Below are 13434 nucleotides of genomic sequence, written 5' to 3'. Positions count from 1 at the left end.
GGAGACCGCGACATGGCCATCCGCATCGTCCAGCTCGGCAGCCCGCGCGCCAAGGATGAAGGCACGCGCATCGGCACGGTGCGCCGCCCGCCACGCGGCGTGCAGAAGGCGGCGTTCGCGACGCGCGATTTCTACGATGTCTGGTTCCCCAACCTCGCCCCCAGCGTCGAGACGATGAAGCTGGGGCAGTCGGCTGAAACGGCTGCGGAGTGGGCGGCGTTCACGAAGCGATACCGCGCCGAGATGGCCGCACCGGAGGCCCAGCACGCGCTGGCGCTGCTGGCCACGCTGTCGGCGCAGACGAACTTCTCGGTGGGCTGCTACTGCGAGGACGAGACACGCTGCCACCGCTCGGTGCTGCGCGCGCTGCTGGATGAGAAGGGCGCGCGCATCGGCGGCTAGGCTCCGCCGTGCTCCTGCGCCTCGCGCCGGCGGTTCATGTCCGCCAGCGTCTTGCCCGGCTCGTCGCGGAAGGTCTCCAGCGGCTCCAGCGTCTCGACACGGTCGACGCGGAAGCTGCGGAAGTCGTTGCGCAGCTCGCACCAGGCCGCCACGGTCCAGACCGGGCCCCAGAACATGCAGGCCAGCGGCCGCACAATGCGCTCGCTCTTCACGCCGCCCAGGTCCAGGTAGCCCAGCCTGAGCTTGCGCCTGGCCTCGGTGGCCTCGCGCAGCGTCGTCAGGTGGGCGCTGGTGGCCGGGTCCAGCGCCGGCAGCGGCGCATACAAGGCCAGGCTCTCGGCCGCGGCACGCGCGTCCAGCGGCAGCACGGCGAGGATTTTGGACAACGCGTTCTCGGCCTGGCGGGCCAGCGCCGCGTCCAGGCGCGACTCGGCCATGCGCACGGTGGCGACCAGGGCCTGGGCTTCCTGTTTGCTGAACATCAGCGGCGGCAGGTCAAAGCCTGCCCGCATGCGGTAGCCCACGCCGGCCTCGCCCTCGATGGGCACGCCCTGCTGGCCCAGCGCGGCGATGTCGCGGTAGACGGTGCGCATGGACACCTCCAGCCGCTGGGCGAGGTAGTCCGCCGTCGTGAGGCGGCGGCCGCGGATGAGCTGGACGATCTGGAAAAGGCGGTCTGCACGGCGCATGGGCCGGCATTGTGAAGTAGCGGGCACGCCCCTTGCAGAAGACACGGTTCACCGACAACGACGTCGAACATCATCATGGCCCTCTACGCCTCCCATGCCCGCGGTACCCAGCGGGTCGACCTGGCCACGCTGGGCGCCATCAGCGCCCCGCTGCAGTCACTCGCCCACGACCAGCTCTTCGTCGCCCGCGCCGCGGCGGGGCGACGCCGCCCTTCGAAAGGGCAGGTTCAGCCCATCGCCGTGCAGAGCTCCACCAGCGTGCCGTCCGGGCAGCGCACATAGGCCACCGTCTGGCCCCAGGGCTTGGTGACGGGGGCCGCCAGCGCCCGCGCACCGGCGGCCACGGCGCGCTCATAGGCGGCCGGCACATCGGTGACCGTGAAGCCGATCTCCATGCCCAGCGGCTGCGGGCTGGCGTCGGCGGCCACGTAGTCGTGCTGCACGCTGTCGCGCGCGGTGGCGTGGTCGACGAAGGCCAGCGCGGTGCCGCCCGTGCCGGTGTCGACCTCGCCATAGGCGCCGCTCTCGTGCAGGAAGCGCGCCTTCAGGCCGAAGGCCCGGTCGAAGAAGGCGAGTGACGCGGCGACATCGGCCACGTAGACGAGGGTGTAGGCGAAGTTCATGAGCGCTCCTGCGGTTGAATGCCCGCATGCTGCGCCCGCTGGCCTGTCAGCCCATGTCAGCAGCACCGCGGAAAATGCCTGCCAATGCAAGCCTTCCTCATCGCCACCGGCCTGGTGGCACTCGCCGAGATTGGCGACAAGACCCAGCTCCTGGCCTTCATGCTCGCGGCGCGCTTCAAGCGGCCCTGGCCCATCGTGCTGGGCATCTTCGTCGCGACCGTCTTCAACCATGCCGCCGCCGGTGCCTTGGGCAGCTGGCTGACCAGCCTGATCAGCCCGACGGCGCTGCGCTGGGGCCTGGGGCTGTCCTTCATCGCGATGGCCGGCTGGATGCTGATCCCCGACAAGCTCGACGAGGACGATGCGCCCAAACCCGGCCATGGGGTCTTCGTGACGACGGTGATCGCCTTCTTCCTGGCCGAGATGGGCGACAAGACGCAGATCGCGACCGTCGCGCTGGCGGCGCGCTTCCCGGCGGACTTCATCGGCGTCGTCGCCGGCACGACGGCCGGCATGATGCTGGCCAACGTGCCCGCGGTGCTGGTGGGCGGCAAGCTCGCCGAGAAACTGCCGGTGAAGCTGGTGCACACGGTCGCCGCGGTCATCTTTGCCGTGCTGGGCGTGGCCACGCTGGTGGCGGGCGGGGCGCTACTGGGCGAGTGAACGCGCCACGGCGATGAAGGCGCGCAGCTTGGGCGCCATGGCCGCACGACGCGGGAAGTACAGGAACAGCCCCGGCTCCTCGAAGGCCGCCTCGGGCAGCAGCCGCTGCAGCCGGCCGCTGCGCAGCTCTTCGCGCACCAGCGGCTCGAAGATGTAGGCCAGGCCCACGCCGGCCAGCGCCAGCTCGCGCGCAAAGGTCGCGTCCGTGATGACGACGCTGCCCGCCGTGCGCACGGCCACCGTCTCGCCCGCCTCGCGCAGCTCCCAGTCGTACAGGCTGCCGGCCGCCAGCAGCCGGAAGCCGATGCAGTTGTGCGCCGCCAGCGCCTGCACATTCGCCGGCGCGCCGTGGCGGGCGACGTAGTCCGGCGACGCGACGACGATGGCCTTGAAGGGCGGCGTCAGGCGCACGCTGACCATGTCCTGCTGCACCTGCTCGCCCAGCCGGATGCCGGCGTCGAAGCCCTGGGCCACGATGTCCACCAGCGCGTCGTTGTTGTGCACCTCCACGGTCAGCAGCGGGTGCAGCGCAGCCAGGCGCGCCAGCAGCGGCGGCAAGGCCATCTGCGAGGCCACGGCCGACGCATTGAGCCGGAGCAGGCCGCTGACCTCGCCGCGCGCGGCGCTCAGGTGTTCGACGGCCTGCGTGATGTCGTCCAGCGCCGGCGCGACGCCGGCCAGGAAACGCTGGCCGGCCTCGGTCAGCGCGACGCTGCGCGTCGTGCGCGCGAACAGCGGCTCGCCGAGTTGGTCCTCCACGACCCGCACCGCGTGGCTGACGGCCGACGCGCTCAGCCCCAGCGCCTGGGCCGCCGCCGCAAAGCCGCGCTTCTCGGCCACGGCGACGACGATGGGCAGGTGGGCCAGCAGCTCACGATTCATTCATGAACCATATCGCACAACGCATGCGATGAAAGCCTCTTTATCCAGTCACATCGTTTGCAGACACTGGACTCCGTCGCAACCCAACCCACCGGAGCCCGCCATGACCGCCACCCAAACCACCACCCGCCCCACCTGGTTCATCACCGGCGCCTCGTCCGGTTTCGGCCTGTCCTTCGCCAGGTACGCGCTGGGCCAGGGCTACAACGTCGTCGCCACGGCCCGCCAGCCGGCCCGCCTGGCCGCGCTGGCCGACAGCGCGCCGGACCGCGTGCTCGTGCTGCCGCTGGACGTGACTGCTGCTGGCGACGCCGAGCGCGCCACGGCCGCCGCGCTGGCCCACTTCGGCCGCATCGACGTGCTGATCAACAACGCCGGCTACGGCATCGTCGGTGCCGTCGAGGAGACGCCGGACGCCGAACTGCGCGCGCAGATGGAGACCAACTTCTTCGGCGCCGTCGCCGTGACCCGCGCCGTGCTGCCGGCCATGCGCGCCCAGCGCAGCGGCGCCATCGTCAACCTGTCCAGCATGGGCGGGCAGATGTCCTTTGGCGGCTTTGGCGCCTACTCGGCGTCCAAGTTCGCGCTGGAGGGTTTGTCCGAAGCGCTGGCCCAGGAAGTCGCGCCCTTCGGCATCAAGGTGCTGATCGTGGAGCCGGGTGCCTTCCGCACCGGCTTCGCCGGCGCCGACGTGCTGCGCCAGATGCCCGTGCTGGCGGCCTACGACGACATCGTCGGCGGCACGCGCAGCTTTGCGAAGGGCATGGACGGCACGCAGGCGGGGGACCCGGACAAGGCCGCGGCCGCAATTGATGCGGCGCTGCGGGCGGCGGTCACGCCGCTGCGGTTGCAGCTGGGTGGCGACGCCATCGACGCGATCCGCGCGCACAGCGAGCAGTTGCTGAAGGATCTGGCGGCGTGGGAGGCCCTCGGGCGAGCGACGGCCATGGACGAGCAGGGCGCGTGAGCGTTGCCGCTTAGTTGTTTGACCGAAGACGTCACCCGGCCTGCCGGATGACGTCCATCAGGATGAATGGGTTCAGGCTCTCAGATGAGACGGAAATCGTCGTGACCAAGCCAGTAGTCCATGACATCAGGACTGATGACATCGGAACCCAAAGAAGTCTGTACTCGGCCAACGGCCCCGTCATAAGTAAGAACCGATAGATTGCCGGTCGCTCGGGCCAGCGCGCCATCGAGCGCAATCCAACCATCGAACATGCGCGCGAGCCTCGAGGACAGAACACCAAGCATGACGTGGTTGATTGTTGACCCGCCATAGGTGCTGAGCCGCAGCGCCCCAGCGGGAGACCAACCTTGAATGACGAGTTCAAACTCCTCCTGCTCCAGCGCGGGGAATTCAAAGTCGAACGGCTGCCCGCAAATCCAGAAGTCGTTCTCGACGATCCCATCAGAGAGTGCCTGAATGAAGTTGCAGACGCGCTCTTTGTCTGAGTCTGAGAAGGAAAGCGGCGCAAGCACTGTCACGGTGTAGAAAGACATAAAGGCCTAACGAATTCTTAGGAATCCGTGCCACAGCAGCACAGGTCTTGATTCACTGCCGCACGACGCAAACCTAAAGTCAATCAACCCGCCAACACCTGCCGCACCGCCTTGTCCCACTGCGCCAGCCGCGCGCCCGCCTCGTCGCGCGACATGCGCGGCTCAAACGCGCGGTCGAGTTGCCAGATGGCACCGATCTCTTCAGTCGATGCGTAGAGGCCGCTGCCCAGCCCTGCCAGCAGCGCCGCGCCCAAGGCCGTCGTCTCGATGACCTGGGGCCGCAGCACCGGGATGCCCAGCAGGTCGGCCTGGAACTGCATCAAGAGGTCGTTGGCGCTCGCGCCGCCGTCCACGCGCAACTCGGTCAGCCGCTCGGCGGCGCCCACGTCGGCATTCATCGCCGTCAGCACGGCCGCGCTCTGGAAGGCGATGCTCTCCAGCGCCGCGCGGGCGATGTGGGCCTGCGTGGTGCCGCGCGTGAGGCCCAGCAGCGCACCGCGCGCATCGGGCCGCCAGTAAGGCGCGCCCAGGCCGGCGAAGGCGGGCACGAACATGACGCCGCCGGCATCCGGCACGCTCAGCGCGAGGGCTTGCACCTCGCGGCTGGCGCCAATCGCATGCAGGCCGTCGCGCAGCCATTGCACGACGGCGCCGCCGACGAAGACGCTGCCCTCCAGCGCGTACTGCGCCGTCGCGTCGACCTGCGCGGCGCGCGTCGTCACCAGCCCTTGCGTGGACGGGCGCGCCTGCGTGCCGGTGTGCATCAGCAGAAAGCAGCCGGTGCCGTAGGTGTTCTTGGCCTGACCCGGGGTCAGCGCTGCCTGGCCGAACAGCGCGGCCTGCTGGTCGCCCGCGATGCCGGCGATGGGCACGCCGAACTCCATCGCCTGGCCATAGACGCAGGCCGAGGGTCGCACCTCGGGCAGCAGGCTCCTGGGGATGTCGAAGGCATCCAGCAGCTCGTCGTCCCACACGCCGCGATGGATGTCCAGCAGCAGCGTGCGCGACGCGTTGCTGGCGTCGGTCGCGTGGACCTTGCCATCGGTCAGCTTCCACAGCAGCCAGCTGTCGACGGTGCCGAAGGCCAGCTCGCCGCGGGCCGCGCGTTCGCGCGCACCGGCCACGTGGTCCAGCAGCCAGCGCAACTTGGTGGCCGAGAAATACGGGTCCAGCAGCAGGCCGGTGCGCTCACGGACCAGCGGCTCCAGGCCCTGGGCCTTCAACTGCTCGCACAGTGACGCGGTGCGGCGGTCCTGCCAGACCAGCGCCTTGTGCAGCGGCTTCCCCGTCTCGCGGTCCCACAGCACCACCGTTTCACGCTGGTTGGTGATGCCGATGGCGGCCACCTTCACGCCCGCTTTGGCCAGCGCCTCGCGGGCGCAGTCGAGCTGGCCGGCCCAGATCTCCTCGGCGTCGTGCTCCACCCAGCCGGGCTGCGGGAAGTATTGCGTCAGCTCGCGCTGCGCCGTCGCAAGCAAGCGGCCCGAACGGTCGAAGACCAGGGCGCGCGAACTGGACGTGCCCTGGTCCAACGCGAGCAAAGCATCCATGGCGGTCATCTGGAGTGGTTGCATGACTGATTCTGACGTCGGCCCGCAGTGCCGACGATGTGCTGTGGCGGCGCAGCAAGCTGGGCCTGCACCACACGGCCGCACAGTGCGCGGCCGTGGCGGCCTGGTTCGCCGCGCGCTGAGTCCACAAGTCTGGTGATGCCGGGCGCTGCAGCGGCGCCCACACTGGTGGCATCTCACGGAGGAGACCGCCATGAACAGACTCTGGATTCCCCTGTCGGTCTGCGTCGCACTGAGCGGCTGCGCCAGCGGCACGAACTGGCTCTACAAGGGCTATGGTGCGGCGCCGGTGGACACTGATGTCGTCAAGCCGTACGGCGATCTGGTCGGCATCCTGACCAGGAGCACAGACAACACGCCGGCTCTGGTCGACGCCGCCTGCTTCGGCCTGGCCGGCGCGGACGAGGGCGACCGCTGCAGGCGCCAGCGCAACAACGCCGTCGCCGCGCTGATGCTGGGCTCGGAGAACGCCTGCCTGCTGCACCGCAAGACCATGTATGGCAACGAGGCCAGCTACAACATCGCCTTCGGCAGCGCCACCAGCCTGTTCGCCGGCATGGCTTCGGTGGTCAGCGACGTGCATCGCAAGTCCATCCTCGCGGCGCTGGCGCTGTTCTCCAACTCCGAGCGCTCGCTGATCAACGAGACCGTCTACAAGACGATGCTGGTGCATGCCGTGGACAAGAAGATCCTCGAACTCCGCGACACCAAGGCGCAGGCCATGCAGACGCGGCTGAGGACCTCGGTGGCCGACTACAGCGTCAACGAGGCGCTGTCGGACTGGACCAACTTCCACTCGGCCTGCTCCTTCATGACGGGCCTGCAGAAGGCGCTGGACGAGGGCATCCAGGGCGGCAACGCGCAGAAGATGCTGAGGCTGAAGGCCAATCTGCGCAGCGTCGAGGTGGAGCTGGCCCGCTGTGCCGCACCCAAGCCCCCGGCCGCGCCGGCCTCGGGCGCATCAGCGGCCGCTCCCGCGGCACCCGCCTCCGCCGCCTCGGCGCCGGGCGATGGCTGCGCGCTGCTGGCCCAGCGGCAGAAGAAGCTGCACGACGAGCTGATGGCCATCGAGACCCAGTGAAGGCCGAGCCATGCGCATCGCTCACACCTCCTGCTTCAGCCCCACGGTCTTCCCGCACCAGCCCGTGTGGCGGCAGATCCTGGCCGCCAAGCCCGACCTGCTGGTGCTGACCGGCGACTCGGTCTACATCGACGAGAACCCCGTCCCCGAGCACCCGAAGACGCTGGCCGACTTCGAGTTCCTCAGCGTCGTCGCCGCCAAGTACCGCCGTCAGCTGGCCCAGCCCGACTTCGCGGCCGTCATCGCCCAGGTGCCCACCGTCGCGATCTGGGACGACCACGACTTCCTGTGGAACGAGCACTACGCCGAGAAGGCCATCAAGCGCAAGGTCTACGCCGGCCTGATCCGTGCGTCGCGCGCCCTCTTCAACGCTTTCTGCGAGCACCTGGAGGGCCGCCAGACCTTCCCGGACAGCGACAGCGACGCGCGGCTGTGGCGCACCGTCGAGCCGCCGCCCGGCTACCGCCGCCTGGAGTTCAACCCCGCCGGCCAGCCGCCCCTGCACCTGCACCTCACCGACGGCCGCAGCTGGCGCATCGAGCGCACGCTGCTGGGCGCCGCGCAGCGCACGCAGATCGAGGCGGCGATGGACGCGGCGCCGGCCGACACCGTGCACCTGCTCGCCAGCGGCTCGGTCATCGAGGCCCACAAGGGCGAGAGCTGGGTGGGCTTCGAGGACCTGAGCTGGCTGCGCACGCTGGCCGGCCGGCACCGCATCGCCTGCCTCAGCGGCGACGTGCACGCCATCGACTTCCATGCGATGCCGCTGGACGGCGGCCGCTGGCTGTTCGACCTCACCGCCTCCGGCGCAGCCATCCGACGCGCGATCTCGGTCGGCTCGGAATGCCAGAACTTCGGCCTGGTCGACATCGACGCCCAGCAGCTCACCGCCAGCTGGCAGCAGTTCGGCCAGCCGGCTGCGCTGGGGCCGGTGGTCATCGACCGCGCCGCCTGGCGAACGCTGCCCTGACACCCGCGGCTTAGCCCCCCGCCGCGGCGGCTGGGCGCCATCGGGGATGATGGCGCCATGCTGTTAGGTTTGCTGTTCGCCCTCATCGCCGGGCTGATGTGGGGCTTGGTGTTCGTCGCGCCCGTGATGCTGCCGGGCTATGCGCCCGCCCTGCTGACGGTGGGCCGCTACCTGGCCTTCGGGCTGATCGCGCTGCCGCTGGCACTGCTGCTGGACCGGCGCGCGTTGCGCGAACTGCAGCGCGCCGACTGGTGGGAGGCCGCCAAGCTGAGCCTGGTGGGCAACTTCCTGTACTACCTGTTCCTGTCGGCCGCCATCCAGCGCGCCGGCGCGCCGCTGCCGACCATGATCATCGGCACGCTGCCGGTCGTCATCGCCGTCTGCGCCAACCACCGCAACCGCGTGCGCGACGGCCACCTGCCGTGGGCGCGGCTGGCGCCGTCGCTGGCGCTGATCGCCGCCGGGCTGGGCTTCGTCAACCACGACGAACTGGCCGTGCTGCAGGCCGGCGCCGGTGACCCACGGCGTTATGCCGAAGGCGCCGCGCTGGCCGTGCTGGCCGTGGCCTGCTGGACCTGGTACCCCATCCGCAATGCCGACTGGCTGCGCGCCCATGCGGACCGCAGCCCGCGCGCGTGGGCCACGGCGCAGGGCCTGGTCACGCTGCCGATGGCGCTGCTCGGCGCCCTGCTGCTGGGTGCCGTCCACCTGGCCGCACCGGGCACGCTGATGCCCGCGGATTACGCCTTCCCGCTCGGTGAACGGCCGCTGGCCTACGTGGGACTGATGGTGGCCATCGGCCTGTGCTCGTCGTGGCTGGGCACGCTGTGCTGGAACGAGGCCAGTCAGCGGCTGCCGACGTCGCTGTCGGGCCAGCTCATCGTCTTCGAGACACTGGCCGCGCTGGCCTACGCGTTCGCGTGGAACCAGCGCGTGCCACCGCCCGCCACGCTGGTGGGCGTGGTACTGCTGATCGCGGGCGTGGTGTGGGCGCTGCGCATCAAGCCGGTGAAGCACACGACCTGAAGCCCCTCGTCCAAGGCGTACCTTGGCCGGCCCGCGAGGGGGGGGCGATGCTTGCGGCATCGAGCCGCAAGCACATCGCCAAGGCGGGCCGGCGCTCGGCCCGCAAATCCAGATCAGAACCCGGAGTTGCCGGCGCCTCGCGTCACCGTCATGCCCCCGGTGTTGCTGAGCCCGCCTTGCGCCGCGCCGCTGACCGTCACGTTCTGCACCGTGATGCTGCCGCCGGACTTGATCTGGATGCCGTAGGTGCCGGCCCCGCTGATCGTCACGCCGTCGAACAGCGCGCCCTGCACCTGGTTGGGCCCGCTGATGTACAGGCCCGAGTAGGTGCTGTCCTGGATGAGCAGGTCCTTGACGATGACGGGTGCCGTGATGCTCGAGGTGTCCGCGAACAGCCACAGCGCGCCGAACTGGTCGTTCCAGTTGGGCTCGAAGCCGCCCGTGCGCACGAGCGTGTTGCCGGTGAGGCGCGTGGTGCCGCTGAACGGCACGGGGCTGAAGCGCGAGCTGACCGTGATGCCGGCCGAGCCGACCACCGTGTCCTGGATCAGGTTGTACTCGGCACGGTTGCCGTTGCCGCCGTAGATGCCGATGCCGTTGGCCAGCACGGGCGACTGCACGGTGTTGCGCAGGTAGGCGCTGTTGGTCACCGCCGCACCTTCCGAGAACATCGCCAGCGCGTCGTCACCGGTGTTGCGCACGACGCTCTGGTCCATCCATGTGTTCTGCACGTTGGCGTGGATGTTGACGCCGTCGGCAAAGGTGTTGCGGATGCGCAGGCCGGTGGCGTACAGGCCGTTGGTGCCGGAATCGATCCACAGGCCGACCTTGGTGTGCTCGAGCCACAGGTTCTGGAACAGCGAACCGGTGCCGAAGTTGCCCTCCAGCGGCGCGTCGGTCAGCACTTGGCCGTCGGGGTCGCGCAGCGTGACCTTGCCCAGCATCAGGAAGTCGGCCATCTTCACGTTGCTGCCCGTGCCGTAGAAGCCGCCGCGGCCGTCGTCGCCCAGCTGCACCGTGGAGTACCAGGGGCCGGCACCGCGGATGGTGACGCCCGACACGTTGAGGCGCGAGGTCAGCCGGTAGGTGCCGGCCGGGATCCACACGACACCGCCCGTGGGCTGGGCCGCGGCGATGGCCTGCTGGAAGGCCGAGGTCGCATCCGACCCGTTGGGCTGCGCGCCGTAGCTGGCGATGGAGAAGGCGCCGGCCGGTGCGCCGTAGGCGGCGGGCACGACCTCGGTCTCGATGAAGTCGATGTCGTAGTAAGCGGCGGTGTTGCCGCCGTCCTTCTGCAGCTTGAACACGGTGCCCGCGGGGTAGCTGGCCAGCGGCACGTGGATCTCGTCGTAGAAGTGGCGCGGTGTGCCGTCCGATGGCACGCCGCGGAAGGGGTAGCCACCGTAGACCCAGGCGTAGGTGGACGTCAGCGCCAGGTCCTGCACCTTGGTCCCGTTGGCGTACAGCGCCAGCGTGGCCGACTGGCCGCCACCGCCCGGCGCGTCGGGGATGGAGTAGCGCAGCACCAGCGAGTTGGTGGGCTGCGTCAGCGTGAAGCTGACCTGGTGACCGGTGCTGGACAGGCGCACCAGGCTGCGGCCGCTGGACTCCGACTGCACCGTGAACGGCGTGCGGTTGGCGGCCAGCACGGCGGCGTTGGTGGACGCCGTCTCGGCCTCGTACAGCGTCGTGCGCACGGTGGCACCGCGCGCGGCCTGCGTCACCTCGCCGGGCACCGTGAGGCTGTCGACACCGACATCGGCGCCGGTGGTGGCGCTCTGCAACGCGACGGTGTTCAAGCCCGTGCGCAGCGTCAGCGGCAGGCTGACCGTGGCCCAGCCCGACGAAGCGGGCAGGCTGACGGTGCCCACCTTGGCGGCGTTGACGATGACGTCCAGCGTGCGCGCGCTGCCGCTGCTGTTGACGTAGCGCAGGCTGGCCGTGGCGCCGCCGTCGGCGCTCATGAACACCGAGCGGATGGCGCGCGCGCCCGAGCCCGAGAAGCCGGCCGCATAGCCGCTGCCGTTGAAGCCGCTCACGGCTGTGGACACCGCGGCACCGCCGGACATGAACCAGGTCTCGGCCTCGGCCGGCGTGACGGCCGGGTTGCCGCCACCGCCGCCGCCACCCCCGGTGATGAAGGCCACGTCCAACGCGTCGAGATTGATGTTGCCGCTGTCGGCCGCGGTGAACTTGTAGGCCACGGTGTGGGCGCCGGCCGTCAACGTGACCGTGGAGGTCTGCGTGGCCCACGCGTCCCAGTTGGCCGTCGCCGGCAGGCTGACCTGGCCGGCAGGGGCGCCGTCGACCACCACGGTCAAGGTCTTGGCCGCGCCGGTGCCGTTGGCATAGCGCAGCGCCAGCGAGTGGCTGCCGGCCTGCGCGGCCGTGACGCTGAAGGCCACCTGGGCATTGCCCTTGTTGCCGTCGGTGAAGCCGCCGACGAAGCCACTGCCGGAGTAGCCGGTGTGGTCGGTCGCCACGACGGCGCCGCCGCTCAGCGTGGCGTTCTCCGCCTCCCGGCCGCCGGTGGCGGCAACGACGGCGTCGACGTCCAGCTTGTCCAGGTTGACATTGCCGCTGTCCGCAGCGGTGAATTTGTAGGCCACCGTGTGGTTGCCGGCGGTCAGCGCCACCGTGGATGTCTGCACCAGCCAGTCGTCCCAGTTGGCCGTGCTGCCCAGGCTCACCTGGCCTTTGGACACGCCGTCCACGTACAGCGTCAGCGTCTTGGCCGAGCCGGTGCCGTTGGCGTAGCGCAGCTTCAGCGTGTAGTTGCCGGCCTGCGCGGCGCTGACGGTGAAGCTGGTCTGCGCGTTGCCCTTGTTGCCGTCGGTGAAGCCGCCGACGAAGCCGCTGCCGGTGTAGCCCGTGTGGTCGGTCGCCGGGGTGGCACCGCCGCTGAGCGCGGCGCTCTCAGCCTGGAAGGTGGCTGCGTGGAGGGTGGTTGCCAGCATCAAGAACGGCAGGCAGGAAATCAGGCGACGCAGCGCCGGGGTCGTGTGCATGGGGTTGTCTCCGTAGTAGTCGTCACGAGACCCGTCTAGCGCGGGCCGAAAACCACTCTAGGGACGACGGCGGCGTCGTTCGCGATGCCCCGGCAGGGCGCAAGGGCTGATTCTTCAAAGCCTTGGGAACGCTTCAGGCTGGCTTCAGATTCGCCATAGGCCGCGGATGTTTCGCGGCTCTCGCCCCGTCGCGCAAGGACGTTTGGTAACGCGACCCCAGGACATTCACCGATGCGGTCACATCGGCCCGGATGCTGGGGCTCAGGCCACTCCGCCCGCGAACACCTCGATGACACGCTGGCCGTCGAAGCCATCGGCCTCGCCACGCTTCATGTGGCCACGCGCGTTACTGGCGATGCGCGTGTCGCCGATGCGGTAGTCGTGGCGGCAGTGCAGGTGGCCGTGCAGCCACAGCTGCGCGCCCGGCAGCAGGTCTTCGTCGTTGTTGCAGAAGCTGGCCGTGCCCGGCTGGCGGCCGTAGCGTGGGTCGGCGCTCTTCAGGCTGGGGGCGAAGTGGGTGATGACGACGGTGGCGTCCCAGTCGCCGGTGCTGGCAAGCTCGGAGGCTAGCCAGGCGCGGCTCTCCAGCGCCAGCGCGCGCACGGCGTCCACGCCGAAGACGTCGCCATGGCGCGTGGCCTGCATGACGTTCTGGAAATAGCCGCCGGCGCGCATCGCCCGCGCGCGGCCGGCAGGGCCGAAGGCGTCGAAGTCGCACCAGCGCGTGCTGCCGATGAAGCGCACGCGCCGGCCTTGCGCGTCCGCCACGACGACCGATTCGTCATCCAGCATGCGCATGCCCAGCGCGACGACATGTGCGCGCAGCGCGTCGCGCGCCTCGTCCACGTCGCGGCGGTCGAACTCATGGTTGCCCGGCACGAACAGGATGGGCACCGGCCAGCCACGGAACAGCTCGAAGCTGCGCCAGGTCGTGTCGATGTCGCCGGCCAGGATCAGCAGTTCGGCGTCTGGCGCCGGCCTGGGTTGGTAGCTCTCGGTCTCCATGTGGAGGTCCG

At 69.9% G+C, this 13434-nt stretch carries 13 protein-coding genes; 6 read left to right on the top strand and 7 right to left on the bottom strand.

Annotation, left to right across the window (positions count from 1 at the left end):
- Positions 1–12 precede the first annotated feature (12 nt).
- The gene (locus AC1D29_RS16330; RefSeq protein ID WP_477899223.1) at positions 13–402 is read left to right on the top strand and encodes a DUF488 domain-containing protein; all 390 of its coding nucleotides are present in this window, start codon (positions 13–15) and stop codon (positions 400–402) included.
- Here the strand turns inward: AC1D29_RS16330 and AC1D29_RS16325 are convergent.
- Entirely contained in the window at positions 399–1091 is a 693-nt protein-coding gene (locus AC1D29_RS16325) for a helix-turn-helix transcriptional regulator (protein WP_477899221.1), read from the bottom strand. The two genes, AC1D29_RS16330 and AC1D29_RS16325, sit on opposite strands and share 4 nt — an antisense overlap.
- A 227-nt stretch (positions 1092–1318) precedes the next feature.
- The gene (locus AC1D29_RS16320; protein ID WP_477899219.1) at positions 1319–1714 is read right to left on the bottom strand and encodes a VOC family protein; all 396 of its coding nucleotides are present in this window, start codon (positions 1712–1714) and stop codon (positions 1319–1321) included.
- A gap of 84 nt (positions 1715–1798) precedes the next feature.
- Here AC1D29_RS16320 and AC1D29_RS16315 point away from each other — a divergent pair, with 84 nt between their 5' ends.
- Positions 1799–2377, top strand: coding sequence for a TMEM165/GDT1 family protein (locus tag AC1D29_RS16315; RefSeq protein ID WP_477899217.1), 579 nt, complete (start codon positions 1799–1801; stop codon positions 2375–2377).
- Here the strand turns inward: AC1D29_RS16315 and AC1D29_RS16310 are convergent.
- Positions 2363–3259 carry a LysR family transcriptional regulator gene (locus AC1D29_RS16310; RefSeq protein WP_477899215.1) on the bottom strand — a complete coding sequence of 299 codons (897 nt, stop codon included), beginning with the start codon at positions 3257–3259 and terminating at the stop codon, positions 2363–2365. The two genes, AC1D29_RS16315 and AC1D29_RS16310, sit on opposite strands and share 15 nt — an antisense overlap.
- Before the next feature lie 103 nt (positions 3260–3362).
- On the opposite strand from AC1D29_RS16310, the gene AC1D29_RS16305 reads away from it, so the two are divergent.
- Positions 3363–4226, top strand: a complete 864-nt coding sequence (locus AC1D29_RS16305) for an oxidoreductase (protein ID WP_477899213.1) — start codon at positions 3363–3365, stop codon at positions 4224–4226.
- Positions 4227–4306: 80 nt separating this feature from the next.
- Here the strand turns inward: AC1D29_RS16305 and AC1D29_RS16300 are convergent, their stop codons facing one another.
- Both AC1D29_RS16300 and glpK read right to left on the bottom strand, forming a co-directional pair.
- Positions 4307–4762, bottom strand: coding sequence for a DUF6368 family protein (locus tag AC1D29_RS16300; RefSeq protein ID WP_477899211.1), 456 nt, complete (start codon positions 4760–4762; stop codon positions 4307–4309).
- An 83-nt stretch (positions 4763–4845) separates the two neighbouring features.
- The gene (glpK, locus tag AC1D29_RS16295) at positions 4846–6312 is read right to left on the bottom strand and encodes a glycerol kinase GlpK (protein ID WP_477899209.1); all 1467 of its coding nucleotides are present in this window, start codon (positions 6310–6312) and stop codon (positions 4846–4848) included.
- Positions 6313–6526: 214 nt separating this feature from the next.
- Between glpK and AC1D29_RS16290 the strand changes: the two genes are divergently transcribed.
- From AC1D29_RS16290 to AC1D29_RS16280, 3 genes are read left to right on the top strand one after another with little or no spacing between them, the layout of a single operon-like run.
- A complete protein-coding gene (locus AC1D29_RS16290; RefSeq protein ID WP_477899207.1) occupies positions 6527–7414 on the top strand; it encodes a hypothetical protein in 888 nt (295 codons plus the stop codon).
- 10 nt (positions 7415–7424) lie between these two features.
- On the top strand, positions 7425–8384 hold the full coding sequence (locus AC1D29_RS16285; RefSeq protein ID WP_477899205.1) for an alkaline phosphatase D family protein: 960 nt from the start codon (positions 7425–7427) through the stop codon (positions 8382–8384).
- 57 nt (positions 8385–8441) lie between these two features.
- On the top strand, positions 8442–9410 hold the full coding sequence (locus AC1D29_RS16280) for a DMT family transporter (protein WP_477899203.1): 969 nt from the start codon (positions 8442–8444) through the stop codon (positions 9408–9410).
- Positions 9411–9523: 113 nt separating this feature from the next.
- On the opposite strand, the gene AC1D29_RS16275 is transcribed toward AC1D29_RS16280, so the two are convergent.
- A complete protein-coding gene (locus AC1D29_RS16275; RefSeq protein WP_477899201.1) occupies positions 9524–12418 on the bottom strand; it encodes a CBM35 domain-containing protein in 2895 nt (964 codons plus the stop codon).
- Positions 12419–12679: 261 nt separating this feature from the next.
- Complete coding sequence (locus AC1D29_RS16270) at positions 12680–13423, bottom strand: metallophosphoesterase (protein ID WP_477899199.1); 744 nt, start codon at positions 13421–13423, stop codon at positions 12680–12682.
- Positions 13424–13434: the final 11 nt, after the last annotated feature.

This window comes from Roseateles sp. P1_C6, assembly GCF_056406315.1.
Note: the sequence above shows the minus strand (reverse complement) of the source record. Positions and strands in the feature narration are given on the sequence as shown.